Source organism: Acidimicrobiia bacterium, from assembly GCA_016650365.1.
GTDB lineage: Bacteria > Actinomycetota > Acidimicrobiia > Spongiisociales > JAENVV01 > JAENVV01.
Genome location: JAENVV010000313.1, coordinates 1 through 19,370 on the forward strand (window position 1 = coordinate 1; position 19,370 = coordinate 19,370).

Here is a 19,370-nt window from a genome sequence, read left to right on the forward strand (position 1 = left end):
GAACACTGGTTGGAACGTCCCGACGGATGGTCGACCGACCCGACATCCACCAGCAACTTGCCACCGGTCACCTCACCTACGAACGGGCCCAACAACTCACCAAACTGAACGCAACCACCGATCATGAGGTCTACGGGATCGACCAGTTACGCCGTCTGGTCGCCCGCCAAACCGGGCTGACCGCCACCGATGAAACCGCCGCCTACGAAGCCCGCTACCTCCACCTCCAACCCTCCCTCGACTACCAATCATGGAAACTGTGGGGGCAACTCGCCGGCCTCGACGGGGCCATCGTCCAAGACGCCCTGTTCGCCCGAGCCGACCAATTCCCGGCCGAAGCCAGGGACGGGTCCCGGGCGGCTGCCACCGCCGACGCTCTGGTGGCCATCTGCCAGGACACCCAAACCACCGGAACCCAACCAGAAACCAGCGATGCCACACCTGGCACCCTTGCCAAAGAGCCCAGTGTCACCGTATTCGTCAACGCCACCCAACCCGGACCCGTCCTGGGAACCGTCGCCGCCGGGCCGATCATCGGACGAAGAACCCTCGAAGAAATCCTCTGCATCGGCACTGTTGAAGCCATCGCCGTCACCGCCGACGGGACACCACTCAACACCGGGCGACGCACCCCCACCATCCCGGCCCGACTCCGTCGGTTCGTTATCGGGCGGGACGACGGTTGCTCAGCCGCCGGATGCACAAGCCGATATCGACTCCAAGTCCACCACCGCACCCACTGGGCCCACGGCGGACCAACCAACGCAGAGAACCTCGTCACCCTCTGTTGGTACCACCACCACGTGGTAATCCATCAGAAAGGTTTCACCATCGACCCAACCTCACCACCCCACCGGCTCCGCTTCACCAACCCACCCGCCCGAGCCCCCAACCCCCGGGCCGGCTAACCCTTCCGCCTTACCACTCCGGCCAAGAAAACCTTCTCACTCGTGACGCCAAAATCCAGTTCATGGTGGACGCCCCCCTGGGCGCGTTCAACTGTCCTGGGACAGCGTTCGAATCATCCCGACCGCCACACATCGTTCATCGTGTGTGTTCTCGGTTGCGCGCTTTGCCAATTGCAGAAGCTGCCCAACTCAAGCCTCTTGCGACGGTGAACTCAATGGCTCTCGGTCACGCAAATCTACGGTAGCTCGACCACCGTAAACGAGACCTCACAAAGAACCGTTGGACAATCCCGGGTAGTGACTTACAGCTTCATTGAAGCATCGACGTTGGAATCCCAAGCCGAATACGAGCCCTTGGATAGCCAGTGAGCGCCGGCCACCCCGATCATGGCGGCATTGTCGGTACACAGCTTGGGCGTCGGAAGCATGAGTCGAATCCCTTTACGATCGGCCTCAGCCGCCAGCTTCTCACGCAGACGACGATTCGCCAGGACTCCCCCACCGGCCCCAACCAGATCGACTCCGGTTGCTTCTACCGCGTTGAAGGTCTTCGCGACGAGGACGTCGACAATCGCCTCCTGCAATGACGCGGCCACATCGGCCAACGGAAGCAGCGTGCCGGCGTCCTGCGCTTTGCGGATATACGTCGTCACGGACGTCTTCAACCCGGAGAACGAAAACTCGAACGGTCTATCAGGTAAAGCTCGAGGGAAAGTAATCGCCGTTGGGTCGCCACCTTCGGAAGCCAGGTCGATTGCCGGACCTCCGGGATAGCCAAGCCCCATGAAGCGGGCCAGCTTGTCGAACGCTTCGCCGGCTGCATCGTCGATGGTTTGGCCGAGAACGTGATAGTCACCCCAACCCTTGACGTGTACCAACTGGCTATGTCCGCCAGAGGCAAGGACCACCACGGCAGGTGGCTCGAAGTCCTCATGATCAAGCAAGGGGGCAAACAGGTGACCCTCCATGTGGTCGACGCCGACAAACGGCAATTGACGTGCCCAGGCGGTGGCTTTCCCGAACGAGAAACCCACGAGGAGAGCGCCAACCAACCCGGGCCCTTGCGTGGCAGCTACTCCGTCGAGATCGTCCGGATGGACCATTGCATCAGCGAGCGCCTGGTGCGTCAGCGAACGAATCGACTCAACATGGGCTCGGGCAGCCACCTCAGGCACGACCCCACCAAATCGTGCATGCAAATCGGTCTGCGATGACAGAACATTCGACAATATCTCTCGACCGCGTACGACCGCTACGGCAGTTTCATCGCAGCTGGTCTCAAACGCCAGCACCGTCGGTTCAAACACTGAGACCCTCCCGGATCGTCGCCAGGCGTTCGCTGTATTCAGCGCTCCCGATGTCGTGGGCCCACATGATGAGCGCGTCTTCGTTTTGGTAATAGTTCTTTCGGAGACCGACCGGAGCCATGCCAAACCGCCGGTACAGGTCTTGGGCGATCACGTTGGAAGCCCGCACCTCCAGGGTGAGATGCAACGCACCATTTTGGATCGCCCCATCGACCAGCCGGATCATGAGACCCGTTCCGACCTTCTTTCCACGCCAGGCATCGTGAACCGCCACGGTGGTGACGTGGGCCTCTTCACCAACCAGCATCAGTCCTGCGTAGCCAGCCAAAACTCCCTCGTCCTCGGCAATCAAGTAGATCCGATTGGTCTGGCCAAGTTCATCAAGAAACACCTGCTCGGACCACGGGGTCGGATAGGTGGCCCGCTCCAGCGTGGTTACCGCAGGAATGTCGTCAACCGTCATTGAGCGAAATGTCAGGCCGATTCGAACCATGGGCCCTCTTTGCGTAGTTCTTCCCAACCGATCTTGACGTCAGGCTCACGCATATACGAGGGCCGAAGCTCAGATGGATGTGGATACTCTCCTGCGTTGACCCTCGGCACCGCCAACTCCAACAATGCTTCCGCAGCAGGATACCGTGGCAACCCACGCCTGGTCCGGTGCAGTCCATTGAAGAAACTTTCCGGAAGGGCTTCGACATCGCCGACCATCAGCGAATCCTTGGCGTCGCTGTCAATCATCGCCCGGAGCTGATCTGGGCGAACGAGCTGACTGGCGCCATCCCGGACAACTCCGCCAGGGACCGGGTTGTAGGAGGCGACGGCGAATTCCCCTCGACGAACGTCCACAATGGACCAGATGTGACGCCGCCCGGTCGCCGCCCGAACCGCCATGGCGTTAAGCGAAGAACCGGGGATTAGCGGAATGCCAAGCGCGGCAGCCAGCCCCTGGGCGGTCGCCAGTCCAACCCGGATCCCGGTATAAAGTCCCGGACCCACATCGACAACAATGGCATCGAGGTCTCCAGGGTTCCATCCGGCCTGGTCGAAACAGAAGTCGAGGGCTGAAACCAGGAATGACCCGTGGCCCCGCCGATCAACCCGTTGGGCTGACGCGACAACATCGCGCCCCTCGCCGAGCGCTACCGACGCCGCGGGGGTGGCGGTTTCGATCGCCAGAAGTTTCATTCGGTCACTTCCTCAAGAGGTCGGTTCGTCCATCCGCCGTTCGGGTGGAAGGTGATCGTCCGCGTTCCGTCATCATCCGGATCGGCTTCCAGGTGGATTTGGAGGTAATCATTTGGAATTACGCCGAGCACTGCGTCGCCCCATTCGATGAGCAACAAACCGTCTGCTGCCTCGTCGATGACGTCGAGATCCTCGAACTCCCCGAGACTGGACAGGCGGTAGGCGTCGACGTGAACGAGGGGTGTGAATCCGGAGCGATACGATCGAACGAGGACGAAGCTGGGACTCGTTACCGGCTCGTCAATCCCGAGGCCTTCTCCAAGCCCGGCGGCAAATGTGGTCTTGCCGGCTCCGAGGGCGCCGCTCAACGCGATCACGTCACCAGGGCGAACCAAAGCCGCCAACCGCCGTCCGACCTGCATAGTCGCGGCAGCATCCTGTGTAGTGATCACAAACATGTGGCCTCTACTCTACGCCCTCTACGACTCTCATCCACTGCTCTCCACAGCCGCTCTGATCGACCGGGCTACTGCGAGGAACACTGCCTCACCGAGGGCTTCGTCCTGGGATTCACCGGCTGTCCCGGTTGAGACGAGAAAGACCGTGTCCCCATCAAATCGAGTGTGCACCGGCGAGATCATGGCTCCGAAGGCATCGTGCGCTCGGACCGCCAGTCGGGCGAGGGTCGCTCGATCAGCCATGGCATCGGTGATGACGCACGACAGCGTCGTGTTGGTCAGTGCGGTAGACGAACCGAACGATCCAGGAGGCATCTGGCCCATCCCTGGTCCGCCCGTCAGCGGGGTTCCATCAAGTCCGTACACATCACCAAGCGCGTTGACCACTGAAAGAGCGGCCACCTGGACACCTCCAACTTTCACGATGCCCGAACCAAGGCCCGACGGCCTGGTCGCCTCGGGACCTCTCCATTTGGCAACGGTGGCCCCCGCCCCAGCTCCGACTGCCCCTGAAAGCACCGGTCTATCGCTCGCCACCTCGTACGCGGCGCGCCCGTTGGCCGCCGTCGGACGGACGGAACCGTCCCCAACGGCCAGATCGTAGATGACGGCCGCAGGAACGATCGGAACGATCCCGGCCGGGGTGGGATGACCGCGACCGTCATCCTCACATGCGGCCATAACCCCGTCGGCGGCAGCCAGACCAAACGCTGAGCCGCCCGTCAGAACAATCGCCGAAACCTCCTGGACCGTCATACCCACGCCAAGCAGCGCCAGTTCCCGGCTCCCCGGGGCGGCTCCTCGGACTTCAACCGCCGCCACGTTGGGGACGGGAGGCACAATCACGGTGCAACCGGTTTGGGCTGTGGCGTGTGTCCAATGACCCACCCTGACTCCGGCAATCGACGTGAGGCTCATGTCTCATACACCCTTCTCAATCGGGGGCCCAGGCGGCAGACAACCTCATAATTGATCGTGCCAAGCTGACCGGCCAACTCCGTGGCGGTGATCTCCTCCCCTCCCTGGCGACCGAGGAGAACCACCGCATCGCCCAGTCGCACATCGGCATCACCGACGTCGACCATGATTTGATCCATCGTGACGGTCCCGGCCAAGGGATATCGTTGGCCGCCAATCAGCACCTCGGCGTCGCTCAGCCCTCGCCCATACCCGTCGGCATAGCCGATCGGTACGGTAACAACGGTCGAATCCACCTTGAGCGGGCGACGGCGACCGTACGAAGGTCGCTCCCCCGCTGACAATCGCTGAACATGCGAAACGGCCGACTCGACCCGCAGTGCGGGCACCAGATCAATCGGCCCGACCGTCTCAGGGTGAGGTGAAAGGCCATAGACACCAATGCCGGGTCGCACCAGGTCGTACCAGTACTCACGGCCGAGGAATATCCCGGCCGTGTTGGCGAGATGCCGAAGCGGCGGCTCAATACCGACCGATGCCAGTTCATCCAAAACGCCTACAAACCGGTCACGCTGGAGCGCGGTGTAGTCCGGGTCGGTATCGGCAACCGCCAGATGTGACCACACTCCTTCAAGCACGAGGTTTGGTTGTCGGGCAACCGTCAGGGCGATCGCGACCGCCTGATCGAGCGCCGCACCGACCCGGTGCATGCCCGTATCGACCTTGAGATGGACCGACTTTGGCAAGGTGGTCACCGATGCCAGTGCTTCGACAAACCAGGGGCTGTATACCGTCGGCATCAAGTCCCAATCCACGACGGCCTTGACCATCCCGGCGATTGGTTCCGAAAGCAGCAGGATCGGCACCGAGATCCCCGCTTCCCGTAGGCGAATACCTTCATCGACCGTTGCGACACACAGGCGTTGCGCTCCACCGGCGATGGCGGCTTCGGCAACGGGCACATCCCCATGTCCGTAGCCGTCGGCTTTCACTGCCGGGCAAACCAGAGCCCCATCCACGTGATTGACGAATGCTGCGACATTGGCGGTGATAGCTGAAAGGTCGACGGTGACCCGCGAAGGCCTCATCGGCCCCACCTGCCCAGTTCGGAGGCCAACCTTGCGGCCGTCACTGTGGTTTCTTCGGAGATCGCGGCGCCTGCCACGCCGTGCCAATACGCGGCCGACACCGCCGCTGACAGGGCGGAGTGCCCACCGGCCCAGCGGGCGGCAATCATTCCCGCCAAAACATCCCCCGTCCCGATGGTGGCCAGCTCTGGCCCCGGGGTGGTCACCGCAACGATCTTCGATCCTGCACGCCCCGATTCGGCGACGAACGTAGGCGAACCCTTGAGCAGAACCGTCGCGCCGGTCTCCTTGGCCAACCGTCCGGCCGAGCCATACGTCCCGACCTCCCCGGTCATCGCCTGAAACTCACCGGAATGGGGAGTCACCAGGGTCTCCCCTTCTCGCTGGGTGACAACGTCGATGAGGTTGGGAAGCCGCAAACCCCCGGCATCGAGCAGCACCGGACCTTTCCGGCGTTCAAGAATCTGCAGGATGAAATCATCGGACCCTTCTAATCCGGGCCCGACTACCAAGACACCAAATCGTGCAGCCGCATCGAGAAGCCGTGGCACATCTTCGCCCGTCCAGACCTCACGGCCTCCCAGCTCGGGTCGGAGAATCGCTGGAAACCCCCGATAGTCCTCCGCATTACCGCGGTTGACAGCAATGGCGACCGCTCCGGCCCCGCACTGCAGGGCCGCCTCGGCGGCCAGATACGCAGCGCCGGTCATTCCAGCCGATCCGCCAACCACCATGACCGAACCAACCGACCATTTGTGGGCTTGCCGCGAGCGTTCCGGGCGAATGGCATCAGCCTCCTCGGCCACCCAGAACTCCGCCTCGCCGCCTTCGAGACCGATGTCGGCAATCGTCACTTCTCCGCACAGGTCCACCCCAGCTCCGACCAGGTGTCCGACTTTTAGGGCATGGAACGTAACGGTCCTAACCGCCCGAAACGCCGGGCCATCGACTACCCCAGTCGAAGCATCGACCCCGGAGGGGATATCAATGGCCAGAACCGGGAGGTTCGATCGGGTCCATGGAACTATTCGATCGTGGAGCCGCCCGTGGAACCCCCCGCCGAACAACGCATCGATGACCAGATCCGCAGGAATGACCTGTTCGGACCATGGCTGGACTTTGACGCCTGACCTGACCGCTCGGTCGGCCGCCCACCTGGCGAGCTGGCCGGCGGGCTGGGCAAACTCGAAGATCGTGACATCTACTCCCCGGCGAGCCAGGTAGTGGGCGGCGATGTACCCGTCACCACCGTTGTTGCCTGACCCGGCGAGTACCGCCACCCGGTGGCCGTAGGCGATGCCCATCTCGGCCGCCGCCAATGCGACAGCCAGACCGGCCCGGTCCATGAGCACTTCAAGTGGGGTCGTGGATGCCTTGTCGAGCTGGGCCGAGGTGGCAGCAGTGTGAACGGGCCGCATAGCGCCAACGCTAGTGACTCATCACAGAAATAGCACCTGTGACGAAGTTGATCAACGCCGGTTAGTGATTACCTATGGCAATGGCGAACACCATCGCCTGATCGTCCGTGTGCGTTATGGAGACCTCAAACCCGACGACCCCGATCATGGCCGCCCGGGCGGCCGCGGTGCCGAAGACATTCACTGTGGGCTTTCCGCCTCCGGTGATCTCGACATCGGTCCACCTGATCCGGCGCCAACCGGTCCCCATCGATTTCATCACAGCCTCTTTGCCTGCGAATCGGGCCGCCAATCGTCGGGCCGGATTCGCAAAACGAAATGCGTAGTCCTGCTCATGCTCGGTGAAACAACGCTGGGCGAAACGGGGATATCGTGTGAGAAGGTCGCCCACCCGAGAGATATCTGCCAAGTCAACGCCAACCCCGATAATTTGCATCCGGCCAGCCTAACGACCCGTCTATGCGAACGTAGCCCTGACTACCGCAATCAGTTCCTCGGTTTTCGACAGAGCGACCGACTTTTCGGCAGCTTCCACCATCACCCTGACGACCGGCTCGGTACCGGATGCACGCACCAACACCCGGCCGTTGTCTCCCAGTTCGCGTTCGACATCAGCTACCGCAGCCCACAACAAATCAGCCCCGGCCAGACCCGACGCGTCAGCGACCCGGACGTTTCGCAATATCTGAGGGAATTCTGTGATGACCTCGGCTCTGAGTTCTCGCAACTCCTTGCCGGTAGATGCCATCACGTCGGCCAGCTTCACCGCACTGAGCGTGCCGTCGCCGGTGGTAGACGTGTCAAGAAAGATCATGTGGCCGGATTGTTCGCCGCCCAGGACCGCCCCGTGTTCCTTCATCGATTCGAGAACATATCGGTCGCCAACGGCAGTCGAGATAACGCCGATACCAAGATCGCGCATGGCCTTGTGGAACCCCAGGTTGGCCATGACAGTCGTCACGACGAGGTTGTTCGCGAGTACGTTTCGCTCTTTCATATACCGGGCGAGGATCGCCATCACGACATCGCCGTTGGCCGGTATCCCGTTCTCGTCAATGGCTATCAATCGGTCGGCGTCGCCGTCAAAGGCGAATCCAACCCGGCCGCGAGCGGACCTGGCCAGAGCCTCTGGATGAGTGGCCCCGACTCCGTCATTGATATTGGTACCGTCGGGGTCGGCCGCTGTCACGTCGACCGATGCTTTGAGTCGGCGAAAGATCTCAGGGGCGGTCTTGAAGGCCGCCCCATTGGCAGTATCGAGGACGAACTCCATGCCCTGGAACGTATGGTCGGCGGCTTGAACCACTGACTGAACGTACGCCTCTGCCGCGTCGGCATGAACGAACCGGGTCCCTACGCCAGGGCCGACCGGAGTCCGCCAGGGTGCCCCCCGTCGAAGCCGCGCCTCAACCCGGTCCTCCTCGGCATCGGTCAATTTGAACCCGGCCGCCCCAAGTAGTTTTATTCCGTTGTCGGGAGCCGGATTGTGCGACGCCGAGATCACAACGCCCATCATCGCCCCGGAGTGGGCGGTGGCGTGCGCAATCGCCGGCGAAGGCAACACTCCAGCGTCGAGGGTGTCAATGCCCACCGCATGGAAGCCTGCCTGGAGGGCGGTAGAAAGCATTTCGCCCGACCGACGCGTGTCACGCCCAACCACGACCGGCCCAAAGTCCAGAAGTTCGCCGGAGGCGCGACCGAGCGCGAGAGCAAATTCAGGAGTTAGTGCCGTGTTGGCGACGCCACGGATACCGTCCGTACCAAAAAGCCGGTGCCCTTCCCGGAGCATGCCGGTTTAGCGCTTGGTGTACTGCGGTGCCCGACGAGCCTTGCGAAGACCGTACTTCTTGCGCTCGACCTTGCGGCTGTCGCGAGTCAGAAGACCTTCCTTCTTCAACGCGGGTCGCAATTCGGGGTCGAGCAAGATGATGGCCCGAGCGATACCCAGCCGAATCGCATCGGCTTGCCCGGTGGTGCCCCCACCCTCGACTGAAGCAATTACGTCGTACCTCTCGGCGAGGTCGACGACCTTCAACGGGGTGGTGACACGATTCTGCTGACCGGGAGTGCTGAAGTACTTGGATAGCGGCTTGCCGTTGAGAGTGACCTCACCGGTGCCGGGATAGAGACGAACACGCGCAACGGAACTCTTACGTCGGCCGGTTGCGATAGCCAGAGGCTGTGCTTTTGCCATCAGGCTTCCACCTTTCGAATATCAAGAACTAGATCACGAGGCTGTTGAGCCTGGTGCGGATGGTCAGGGCCGGCATAGACCTTGAGCTTGCTTCCCATTTGGCGACCAAGTCGGTTCTTGGGAAGCATGCCATTGATGGCCTTTTCGACAATACGTTCGGGGTACTTCTCCATAAGCTCCGCAAATGACTGTTCACGTAAACCACCGGGAAAACCGGAGTGCCGGTAGTAGATCTTGGATTCCGACTTGTTCGAGGTCACAGCAACCTTCTCGGCATTGATGACCACTACGTGATCACCGACGTCGAGGTGCGGAGCAAATTCTGGTTTGTGCTTGCCGCGCAAAATTCGGGCAACTTCGGACGAAAGCCGACCGAGCGGCAAGCCAGTCGCATCAACGACGAACCACTCACGCTTGACGTTGGCAGGCCGGGTCGAATGTGTTTTTTGGAACTTCACGGTGAAACCTTTGCGGTATTTCGAAAAAAAGATCGACGCGCCACGAACGCAGTCCACGTACGTGGGCTGGACCATGCTAGGCGATCGGCTAGAGGGCCGTCAAAGCGAGGGAACCGGCTGTCGTCCGGAACGCAGGGCGAGACCGGCCAGAAGCACACATCCAGCCACTCCCAGCAGGGCAGCATCGTGAAAAACGGTGAGCAGATCAGCGATCAATGCGTCGGCGGTGGTCACGGCCGGCACCTTCGAAAGCACAAAATTCGTAAGCGTGGCCGTGCCGATCGCCATGCCGACAAGACGACTGAGAATCACGACCGCCGATCCACCGCCACTGGACTCGGCCGGCACAGCCTGTAACACCCGTTCGGCCAGTGGACCGAACCAGACCCCGAGCGACACACCCAGAACCAACAATCCGGGAACCAGTCCGGCCAATCGAGGTTCCCACCGGCTCGCCATCACGAACCCAACAACCCCACCGATCGCGGCCACCCATTGCAGGCTGCGCCGCTGGGCACGGGAGCTCCACCAGGCCATGACCGCCATGGGGACCGTGAACGCGGACAACATCCATCCGGACAGCCAGCCCGCTCGTTCAGTGTCGGCTTCGATCAACACCGAGACGAACAACGGCACCAGGGCCAGAACGAGAAACACAACAAATCCGAGCGTGACATTGGCCAGGAGTACCGCCGGGTTTCGCAGCGACGTGCGAAGTGGAACCAGCCCATTGACATCGCCGACGAACCCGGCCACCGTGGCGACGACTCCGACCACCAGCCAGACCGGCTGAACGGCGGTTACGGAACCTTCGACGCCACCGATGCCGACCATCGTCGCGGCGATACCAAATCCAATCAGGGCCACCCTCGTCCACGGCATTACGACCTGGCGTGAGGGGCTGGACTGCATCGACCTCAACATAAATAGCGACAACGCAACGAAGGGCAGGTTGATCCAAAAGGCCAATCGCCAATCGGCCAAACGAACGATGATGCCTCCATAGAGATGACCCAAAGTCCAGCCGGCCAGATCGACCGCGGCCACAAACCCCAGCCACCGCGACGACCCCAGCTGCTTCCATCCATAAGACATTCCTGCGGGAACGATGGCACCGGCGGCCAGTGCTTGGACGCTTCGGCTGGCCACCAGTACCCACAGGCCAACGAACTCTGCGGCCGGACGAGCCTCGAGCGATCGATAGGCAACTTGTTGAACCAGGCGGGTTGACCACGGACCCGATACCGCCACAGCCACGGACCCGAGCGCAAAAAGAACCAGACCCCATCGAAGCACCGGTCCCGCACCATGACGATCGGACAGACGGCCGGCCGCCAGAATTCCAATCGCATAGGCAACGAGGTATCCCGTGACCAGCCAGGAGGCCTGTCGGATTCCGCCCGGCACGGGCAGATCAAGTTCAGAAACCACCGACGGAAGAATCGCCGAAATCACCGTCAGATCGAGGGCTCCCAGTAAGACCGGCAGCCCGATGGCGATCTGGAGTTGGCGCTCCGTCACGGAATGACGATATCGACAGGTTGGCCGTAGGCCCAGATATCGATGGTCCACGTCCGGGCTGATTCAACCTCGGATTCGACAACGACGATCCGCCGCACCTCGTCACCCGTCAGATAGATGGTCACATCGGCACCTTCGCCTTGCAAATATCCCAGGGTGAGTGTTTTGAGGCGCTCACCGAAAACGGCACCCGTGATGACTTTGAACGACTCACCGGGAAAGTCCTCGAGTTCCGCATCCTGGCCCCAGGTCAGACCGCTCAAGTCCTCACGAAGAAGCGCGCCGAGACCATCCTCGGCGAATATGTCCGTTCCGGTGATGAGGTTTCCACCGACCACCTCCTCAAAGTCCTCCGCAAACGGGACTCTCTGCCAGAGACGATCTCCCTCAGTGACGACTTCCAGGATGGCTGTCAGACCGAGCGTCTTGACCCGGACATCGGCCCTCGACCGGGTTGGCGCCTCAAACACTCCTTCCACCCGGTCCAATATGAGTCCGGGTTGGACTTCCACGACTTCGCCGACATAGGCCACCCGAAACGAAAACGACGGAGCTGACAACACCGCAGCCGAAGCGGCATTCATTGCCTCTTCAGGGGTGCGTTCGGCCGGCTCGTCTCCCGAACATGCCACCAGGACGACGGCCAACGTCAGCCAGAGAATTTTTCGCATCGTCACAGTCTATGAGAGTGATGCACTATTCGTCGGAACCGCCATCCGCCTTGGCTTGTATCTCATGCACGATGTCAGCGTTGGCGAGGGTCGTGACATCACCAAGCTGGCGCTGCTCGGAGATATCCTGGAGAAGGCGGCGCATGATCTTTCCAGAACGGGTCTTCGGGAGATCGGGCGTAAACACAATCGACTTCGGCTTGGCAATTGGACCGATCACATTGGCGACGTGGTCCCGGAGTTCCTCGATCAACGCATCGTCACCTTCGACCGTACCCCGAAGTGTCACGAACGCCGCAATTGCCTGACCGGTAATCGGGTCCTTGCGCCCGACAACTGCCGCCTCGGCCACCGCCGGGTGAGAAACAAGAGCTGATTCAACCTCGGTGGTCGAGATGTTGTGGCCGGAGATCAGCATGATGTCATCGACCCTGCCTAACAGCCAGTAGTAGCCGTCAGTATCTCGTTTGGCGCCATCGCCAGGGAAGTACCTGCCAGGGAATCGTGACCAGTAGGTGTCGACAAACCGGTCCGGATCGCCCCATATAGTCCGGGCCATGGACGGCCAAGGTCGCGTAAGTACCAGGAAGCCTCCCCCGCCGAGCGGCACCGATTCGCCGTCCGCGTCAACCACATCTGCCCCGATGCCGGGGAACGGCAACGTGGCAGAACCAGGTTTGGTCTCGATGACGCCCGGCAATGGCGTAATCATGATTCCGCCCGTTTCGGTTTGCCACCACGTATCAACAATCGGGGCTGCCTGGGGACCGATGTGTTCCCGATACCACATCCACGCCTCCGGATTGATAGGTTCGCCAACCGTTCCCAACAGACGAATCGACGACAAGTCATGCCTCTGGGGGTACTCGTCTCCCCACTTCATGAACGCCCGGATCGCCGTCGGGGCAGTGTAGAAAATACTGACCCCGTACTCGGCGATGATCGACCAAAGCCGATCCAGGTCCGGATGATTGGGGGCACCTTCGTACATCACCGAAGTCGTGCGATTGGCAAGTGGCCCGTACACGATGTAGGTATGGCCGGTGACCCATCCAATGTCGGCCGCGCACCAATACACATCCACATCTGGCTTGAGATCGAACACATAGCTGTGCGTGGTCACCGCCCCCGTCAGGTAACCGCCCTGACTATGAACGATGCCCTTCGGTTTTCCGGTCGTACCGGACGTATACAAAATGTACAACGGGTCCTCTGCGTTGAGGACGGCCGGCTCGAAGGAGGTTGGCTGATCAGCGACGAGGTCGTGATACCAGTGGTCGCGACCTTCGACCATGAGAACATCGTTGCCAACCCGGTTGACGACCACAACCGAAGAAACTCCGGGGGTTCGAGCGACCGCCACATCCGTGCTGGCTTTGAGGGGAACGATGTCACCGCGCCGCCAGGCGGCGTCCTGAGTGATGACGACTTTGGCATCGGCATCGAGGATCCGATCGGCCAGTGCGTCGGAGCTGAATCCTCCGAAGACCACCGAGTGAACTGCCCCGATTCGGGCACAGGCCAGCATGGCGATCGGAAGCTCCGGGATCATGCCCATGTAGATGGCTACCCGATCACCCTTGACCACCCCCAGACCGGAGAGGGCGTTGGCAAACCGGCACACGGCGTCGTGCAAGTCCTGAAAGGTGATGGTCCGGGTATCGCCTGGCTCACCCACCCAGTGATAGGCGACCTTATCAGCCGAATCAGCCAGATGTCGATCGAGGCAGTTGTATGAGAGATTCAACTCCCCATCGGCAAACCACGTGTAGAACGGAGCGTTGGACTCGTCCAGTCCAACGGTTGGTTCTTTGAACCAGGTGATCCGATCCTTGGCCTGGGTCATCCAAAAAGCTTCGGGATCCGCTTCTGCTTCGGCGTGAATCCCGGCTTGAGCATTGGCCTGGGCTACAAAGGCAGGGGACGGCGCAAAGCGGCGGTCTTCCTGAAGCAGGTTCTCAAGGGTCTCTGACATGGTGGCCTCCTGAAGCAATGATCAAAACCATCACCCACGCTATCAGCTCGCGGCATTCCTTGACCAACGGGGCCGCGGGCATTGTCAGTAGTCGACGCCCCACAGGGTCAAGCCTTCAGGAGGAGCCGCGCCACTGGCAACATTTCGATCGCGGGCAGCCAGGATCGTTGGTGCATCGTTGGCCGCCTTCTTTCCGATGCCAACATCGACGCACAGGGCCACTATCGACCGAACCATTTGATGGCAGAAGGCTTTGGCGGTGATCGATAGCTGCACCACCTGGTCGATCCGTTCCCACTCCGCCTCAAGAACGGTCCGCTCTCTGGTCTTATCCTCAGCTTTGCGACAGAACGACGTGAAGTCATGCTGCCCGATGAGATGGCCAACGGCTTCGTTCATAGCCCCGACGTCGAGCGGCGTAGGCACGTGCCAGTAGGTCCTGCGCAAGAGCGGGTCCCGCAATGGGCTGTTCCAGATCCGATATCGGTAAGTCCGGCTCTTCGCCGAAAACCTGGCGTGAAAATCCGGCTCGGTGTCGGACGCCGACAGGACGACCATGTCCGGGTCCAGGATGCGGTTCAACCTGCCGACCACCCGGCGCTCAAGAATCGGTACCGGGGCATCGAAGCTGACAACCTGGCGTCGAGCGTGCACACCGGCATCGGTGCGGCCGGCCACAGCCGTTTCAATAGGCATCTGGAATACCACCGCCAGCGCCTTCTCGAGCTCACCCTGGACGGTGCGCACATCAGGCTGACGGGCATATCCGAAGTAGTCGGTTCCGTCGTAAGAAATCTCCAGCCGGGCCATCTACCCTCCCGAAGACAGCAGTCCGACGAGCTTGGCAACCGGCCGGGCAACACTCCCATCGACCCCATACTCATCCAGGTCACCGAACGGTACCCATCGGGCGTCCGTGACCCCATCGAGGGCGGACAGTTGTTCTGTCTCACTCCTGAATGCGAATCGGAGATCGTAGTGAAGATGCTCTGGTGTCCCGGGCCGCTCGGGGAACCTATGAATATCGATGTCGAAGAGGCCTAGGCAAGACAGGTTGGACAGGCCGATCTCCTCGGCGACCTCCCGGCGTGCCGCCGCTTCAAGGTCGGCGTCCCCTGGCTCCAAGTGGCCACCAGGCTGGAGCCATCTTTGAAGCTTGCGATGATGGATCAACGCCACCGAATCCTGCGTCGGAGAGGTGACAAAACCGCTCGCCGTGACATGGCCGGGAACAAAGTGATCGAACGATGTCACATCCCCCGGCAGATCCAATAGCGCGAGAAACTCCGGCACATACGAGCGATCCGCTCCTTGGATAGAACCCAAGTGCCGACTCAGGTCGGCCCGATCGAGCTTCATATTCGTCGGAGGCGGACTTGCCGGACGGAGTGATCGGCGTCCTTGGCGACAATCAGATGAGCCCGCTCTCTGGTGGGAAGTATGTTCTCTTTGAGGTTCAACCCGTTGATCGTATCCCAAATGGTGGTCGCCACCTCGTAGGCCGCCGAGTCGGACAGGTCGGAATATCGGTGGAAGTACGACTCAGGGTCACGAAACAGGGTTTCACGAAGCGTCATGAACCGATCAACGTACCAGCGGCGGATGTCCGCCTCCTCTGCGTCGACGTACACCGAGAAATCAAAGAAATCGGACACGACCACCCGTCCCTCACCGGTCTGGAGAACGTTGAGGCCCTCCACGATGACAATGTCAGGCTGAGCCACCATGGTGGTCGCCCCGGGAATGATGTCATAGGCTTCATGCGAATACACCGGCGCTTCGACCTCAGGATGACCCGATTTCACAGCTGCCACAAAATCCAGCAACGCTCGCTGGTCGTAGCTCTCCGGGAATCCCTTCCGGTCAAGAATCCCTCGTTCCTCGAGCACCGAATTCGGGTACAGGAATCCGTCGGTCGTCACTATGTCCACCTGGGGGTGGGCCGGCCATCGAGACAAGAGCGCTTGGAGCACCCTGGATGTCGTGCTCTTGCCTACGGCCACCGAACCGGCAACTCCTATGATGTATGGCACTTTGGCCGCCGGTCGCCCTAGAAACGTGTCGGTGACCGTGTAGAGGCCCTGTGAGGCCGTCACATAGAGGTTGAGGAGCCTGGAGAGCGGCAAATACACAATGGCGACTTCTTCGAGCGAAATCCGCTCGTTGATGCCTCGCAGCTTCTCGACATCTCCTTCGTCGAGCGTCATGGGAGTGTTGGCGCGCAGCGAAGCCCATTCGTCATGGGTAAAGGACAGGAAACGGTCGTTCATACGGCGGCCAGGCTAGCGCTCACAATTCGGGTATCTGGACAAACCCCTCCCCGAGGGACTCCTCCGCCGACCCGCCCCGCAAACAGATGAACCGACCCTGCGGTCGGTTCATCTGACTTGACAATTGCTACCTGGTCACACCAGTTCGATGACAGCCATCTCTGTGCCGTCGCCACGACGGGGGCCGAGGCGAGTGATCCTGGTGTAGCCACCTGGACGCTCGGCATAGCGGGGACCTACCTCGTCAAACAGCTTCGTGACGATTTCCGTATCGGTGATCGTCCTCAGAACCTGCCGGCGATCGTGCAACGTCCCGCTCTTGGCTTTGGTGATGATCTTTTCGGCATATGGGCGAACGGCTTTCGCCTTCGATATCGTCGTGGTGATCTTCCCGTCCCAGATGAGAGCGGCCGCCAAGTTCGACATGATGGCCTTCTGGTGGGACGAGCTCCCTCCGAATCGTTTGCCCTTGGTGGGCTGAGGCATCAGCCGGCCTCGCGATCGCTGCCGGTGCTGACGCTCAAACCGAGTTCGTCCAGCTTGGCGATAACCTCTTCGAGGCTCTTCTGACCAAAGTTGGTGATATTGAGGAGTTCCTCTTCGGTCTTCTGGACCAGCTCACCAACGGTCTTCACCTGAGCACGTCGCAGACAGTTGCGAGGGCGCTCCGACAGATCGAGGGCTTCGATGGGAAGGTCAAGATCCGGTGAACCGGTTTCGGGCTGGTTCACTTCACCAAGCTCAAGGCCGATGCCTTCGCCCATGTCGGCAAACAAGCCGAGCAGCTCACGAAGGGTCTTCCCGGCTGACGATACCGCCTCACTGGGCGACATCGATCCGTCGGTTTCGACGTCGATCACGAGGCGGTCGAAGTCGGTCCGCTGGCCAACCTGGGTCGGCTCGACACGGTAGGCAACTTTGCGCACCGGCGAATAGATGGCGTCGACCGGAATGACCCCGATCGCATCGGATCCATGCATCTTCTGCGCAGTCCGGTAGCCGACCCCGCGCTCGACGGTAAGTTCCATCTCAAGGCGTCCGGTGGAGGACAACGTTGCGATGTGAAGATCCTTGTTGATGACCTCGACGCCCGAAGGAAGCTTGAGTGATCCGGCCGTAACGTCGCCGGGACCCTTGGCCGAGAGGTACATCGTCTGAACCTCGGAATCTTCCATGCTCACGACAATCTGCTTGACGTTGAGAATGATGTCGACGACGTCTTCGACGACGCCTTTCACGGTCGTGAACTCGTGCTGGATGCCCTCGATCTGGAGGGTGGTTACAGCCGCACCTGGCACGCGGGACAGCAGGGCACGACGAAGCGTGTTCCCCAGTGTGTATCCGAAGCCGGGTTCGAGAGGTTCGACAATAAAGTGTGAGCGGGTGTCTGAGACAACCTCTTCTTGGATATGAGGACGCTGAACAATAAGCACGATGGTTCCCCGTTACTTCGAGTAGAGCTCGACGATGAGCTGTTCTTGGATTTGTGTGTCGATCTGGGCGCGGTTTGGCAGGTCGGAAATAGACACCTTCCGGTCGCCGGCGTCAACCGACATCCATTCGGGAACGGACCGATCGCCAGTGTCCACCGCATGCTGCACGATGAGCAAATTGCGGCTTCGTTCGCGCATGGTGATCACGTCACCGCTGCGAACCCGGTAGGAAGGAATATCGACCTTCTTACCGTTGACAAGGAAATGACCATGGTTGACCAGCTGCCGGGACTGGGGGCGGGTGGCGGCAAAACCAGCCCGCCAAACTACGTTGTCGAGACGGCTCTCGAGGATTCGCAGCAAGTTCTCGCCGGTAATCCCCTTCTGGTTGTTCGCCAGTTCGTAATAGTTGCGGAACTGACGCTCCAGGATGCCGTACATCATGCGAAGCTTCTGCTTCTCGCGCAGCTGGATCAGGTAATCGGTCTCGCGGACACGACCCTTGCCATGTTCACCGGGAGGGTACGGACGCTTGTCGACCGGACATTTCTTCGACTGACAAAGGGGCGTACCTGCGCGGCGGCAGGGCTTGTGTCGCGGTCCTGTATAGCGCGCCATTAGCCTCTCCTCCGCTTCTTCAGGCGACACCCATTATGCGGTGATGGCGTGATGTCGTTGATGCCGGTCACTTCCATCCCCATGTTTTGGAGGGTGCGCACGGCAGTATCGCGACCAGAGCCGGAGCCAGAAACGATGACATCAAGCTTGCGGATACCGTGTTCGCCTGCCCGGCGAGCGGCTTCTTCAGCAGCCACCTGAGCCGCATAGGGGGTCGACTTACGAGAACCCTTGAAACCGACAGAACCGCCAGACGTCCACACGACGGTGTTACCCGACTGGTCGCTGATGTTGATGATGGTGTTGTTAAAACTTGCTTTCACGTGTGCCACGCCATGAGCGATGTTTTTTCGCTCGCGTCGACGAACGCGTCGTTGCTGATCAGTCACAGGAATCCTCCGCCGACATTACTTGGTTACCTTCTTCTTACCGGCAATGGCCACACGCTTGCCTTTTCGGGTACGCGCATTGGTATGAGTGCGCTGACCGTGTACGGGGAGACCGCGGCGATGCCGGATACCCTGGTACGAACCAATCTCAACCTTGCGTTTGATGTTCTGGCTTATCTCGCGACGTAGGTCGCCTTCGATGCGGTAGTTCTGATCGATGTAGCGGCGGATCTTGAGGATTTCATCCTCAGTGAGGTCGCGCACTTTTGTGCCAGGATCCAGACCTAGTTCGGCAATCATCTTGAGCGAACGGGTCTGTCCGATTCCAAAAATATAGGTGAGGGCGATTTCGAGCCGTTTCTCCCTCGGAAGGTCGACTCCTGCGATACGAGCCATCTGTCACTACCCCTGTCGCTGCTTGTGGCGTGGGTTGGGGCAGATCACCCATACGCGGCCACGCCGCCGGATGATCCGACACTTTTCACACATCTTCTTGGCTGAAGGACGTACCTTCATTTCAATCTCCAGTTCCGTGGCGCCCGCCCAAAACACACGC

At 60.7% G+C, this 19,370-nt stretch carries 24 protein-coding genes; 1 reads left to right on the forward strand and 23 read right to left on the reverse strand.

What is annotated here, in order from left to right:
* The first annotated feature begins 26 nt into the window (after positions 1–26).
* Positions 27–908: an HNH endonuclease gene (locus JJE47_17005; protein ID MBK5269123.1), complete on the forward strand. Its 882-nt coding sequence runs from the start codon at positions 27–29 to the stop codon at positions 906–908.
* Positions 909–1,210: 302 nt separating this feature from the next.
* On the opposite strand, the gene tsaD is transcribed toward JJE47_17005, so the two are convergent.
* The 23 genes from tsaD to rpmJ form a co-directional block, all read right to left on the reverse strand.
* Positions 1,211–2,215 (reverse strand): tRNA (adenosine(37)-N6)-threonylcarbamoyltransferase complex transferase subunit TsaD, encoded by a 1,005-nt coding sequence (tsaD, locus tag JJE47_17010; protein MBK5269124.1) that lies wholly within the window; start codon positions 2,213–2,215, stop codon positions 1,211–1,213.
* A complete protein-coding gene (gene rimI, locus JJE47_17015) occupies positions 2,208–2,678 on the reverse strand; it encodes a ribosomal protein S18-alanine N-acetyltransferase (GenBank protein MBK5269125.1) in 471 nt (156 codons plus the stop codon). The genes tsaD and rimI overlap by 8 nt, the downstream gene beginning before the upstream one ends.
* Positions 2,679–2,689: 11 nt before the next feature.
* Positions 2,690–3,403: a tRNA (adenosine(37)-N6)-threonylcarbamoyltransferase complex dimerization subunit type 1 TsaB gene (tsaB, locus tag JJE47_17020; protein ID MBK5269126.1), complete on the reverse strand. Its 714-nt coding sequence runs from the start codon at positions 3,401–3,403 to the stop codon at positions 2,690–2,692.
* On the reverse strand, positions 3,400–3,861 hold the full coding sequence (gene tsaE / locus JJE47_17025) for a tRNA (adenosine(37)-N6)-threonylcarbamoyltransferase complex ATPase subunit type 1 TsaE (GenBank protein MBK5269127.1): 462 nt from the start codon (positions 3,859–3,861) through the stop codon (positions 3,400–3,402). Before tsaE ends, tsaB begins: the two co-directional genes overlap by 4 nt.
* A 30-nt stretch (positions 3,862–3,891) precedes the next feature.
* Positions 3,892–4,779: a P1 family peptidase gene (locus tag JJE47_17030; protein ID MBK5269128.1), complete on the reverse strand. Its 888-nt coding sequence runs from the start codon at positions 4,777–4,779 to the stop codon at positions 3,892–3,894.
* Positions 4,776–5,867, reverse strand: coding sequence for an alanine racemase (gene alr, locus JJE47_17035; GenBank protein MBK5269129.1), 1,092 nt, complete (start codon positions 5,865–5,867; stop codon positions 4,776–4,778). Before alr ends, JJE47_17030 begins: the two co-directional genes overlap by 4 nt.
* On the reverse strand, positions 5,864–7,285 hold the full coding sequence (locus JJE47_17040) for an NAD(P)H-hydrate dehydratase (protein ID MBK5269130.1): 1,422 nt from the start codon (positions 7,283–7,285) through the stop codon (positions 5,864–5,866). The genes alr and JJE47_17040 overlap by 4 nt, the downstream gene beginning before the upstream one ends.
* Before the next feature lie 61 nt (positions 7,286–7,346).
* Positions 7,347–7,721, reverse strand: a complete 375-nt coding sequence (locus JJE47_17045) for a holo-ACP synthase (GenBank protein MBK5269131.1) — start codon at positions 7,719–7,721, stop codon at positions 7,347–7,349.
* Between the two features lie 21 nt (positions 7,722–7,742).
* Positions 7,743–9,074, reverse strand: coding sequence for a phosphoglucosamine mutase (gene glmM / locus JJE47_17050; GenBank protein MBK5269132.1), 1,332 nt, complete (start codon positions 9,072–9,074; stop codon positions 7,743–7,745).
* A 6-nt stretch (positions 9,075–9,080) separates the two neighbouring features.
* Complete coding sequence (gene rpsI / locus JJE47_17055; protein MBK5269133.1) at positions 9,081–9,479, reverse strand: 30S ribosomal protein S9; 399 nt, start codon at positions 9,477–9,479, stop codon at positions 9,081–9,083.
* Positions 9,479–10,012, reverse strand: coding sequence for a 50S ribosomal protein L13 (rplM, locus tag JJE47_17060; protein MBK5269134.1), 534 nt, complete (start codon positions 10,010–10,012; stop codon positions 9,479–9,481). Before rplM ends, rpsI begins: the two co-directional genes overlap by 1 nt.
* 24 nt (positions 10,013–10,036) lie before the next feature.
* Positions 10,037–11,458, reverse strand: coding sequence for an MFS transporter (locus tag JJE47_17065; GenBank protein ID MBK5269135.1), 1,422 nt, complete (start codon positions 11,456–11,458; stop codon positions 10,037–10,039).
* Complete coding sequence (locus JJE47_17070; GenBank protein MBK5269136.1) at positions 11,455–12,129, reverse strand: LppX_LprAFG lipoprotein; 675 nt, start codon at positions 12,127–12,129, stop codon at positions 11,455–11,457. The genes JJE47_17065 and JJE47_17070 overlap by 4 nt, the downstream gene beginning before the upstream one ends.
* Positions 12,130–12,154: 25 nt before the next feature.
* Positions 12,155–14,104 (reverse strand): acetate--CoA ligase, encoded by a 1,950-nt coding sequence (acs, locus tag JJE47_17075; protein ID MBK5269137.1) that lies wholly within the window; start codon positions 14,102–14,104, stop codon positions 12,155–12,157.
* An 84-nt stretch (positions 14,105–14,188) separates the two neighbouring features.
* Positions 14,189–14,914, reverse strand: a complete 726-nt coding sequence (truA, locus tag JJE47_17080; GenBank protein ID MBK5269138.1) for a tRNA pseudouridine(38-40) synthase TruA — start codon at positions 14,912–14,914, stop codon at positions 14,189–14,191.
* Entirely contained in the window at positions 14,915–15,397 is a 483-nt protein-coding gene (locus JJE47_17085) for an NUDIX hydrolase (GenBank protein MBK5269139.1), read from the reverse strand.
* Between the two features lie 62 nt (positions 15,398–15,459).
* Positions 15,460–16,374, reverse strand: a complete 915-nt coding sequence (locus tag JJE47_17090; protein ID MBK5269140.1) for a type I pantothenate kinase — start codon at positions 16,372–16,374, stop codon at positions 15,460–15,462.
* Positions 16,375–16,509: 135 nt separating this feature from the next.
* Complete coding sequence (gene rplQ / locus JJE47_17095; GenBank protein MBK5269141.1) at positions 16,510–16,860, reverse strand: 50S ribosomal protein L17; 351 nt, start codon at positions 16,858–16,860, stop codon at positions 16,510–16,512.
* Positions 16,860–17,807, reverse strand: coding sequence for a DNA-directed RNA polymerase subunit alpha (locus JJE47_17100; protein ID MBK5269142.1), 948 nt, complete (start codon positions 17,805–17,807; stop codon positions 16,860–16,862). The genes rplQ and JJE47_17100 overlap by 1 nt, the downstream gene beginning before the upstream one ends.
* A gap of 12 nt (positions 17,808–17,819) precedes the next feature.
* On the reverse strand, positions 17,820–18,425 hold the full coding sequence (gene rpsD / locus JJE47_17105) for a 30S ribosomal protein S4 (GenBank protein MBK5269143.1): 606 nt from the start codon (positions 18,423–18,425) through the stop codon (positions 17,820–17,822).
* Positions 18,425–18,814, reverse strand: a complete 390-nt coding sequence (gene rpsK / locus JJE47_17110) for a 30S ribosomal protein S11 (GenBank protein MBK5269144.1) — start codon at positions 18,812–18,814, stop codon at positions 18,425–18,427. The genes rpsD and rpsK overlap by 1 nt, the downstream gene beginning before the upstream one ends.
* An 18-nt stretch (positions 18,815–18,832) precedes the next feature.
* Positions 18,833–19,210 carry a 30S ribosomal protein S13 gene (rpsM, locus tag JJE47_17115; protein MBK5269145.1) on the reverse strand — a complete coding sequence of 126 codons (378 nt, stop codon included), beginning with the start codon at positions 19,208–19,210 and terminating at the stop codon, positions 18,833–18,835.
* Positions 19,211–19,216: 6 nt separating this feature from the next.
* Entirely contained in the window at positions 19,217–19,330 is a 114-nt protein-coding gene (gene rpmJ, locus JJE47_17120) for a 50S ribosomal protein L36 (protein ID MBK5269146.1), read from the reverse strand.
* Positions 19,331–19,370: the final 40 nt, after the last annotated feature.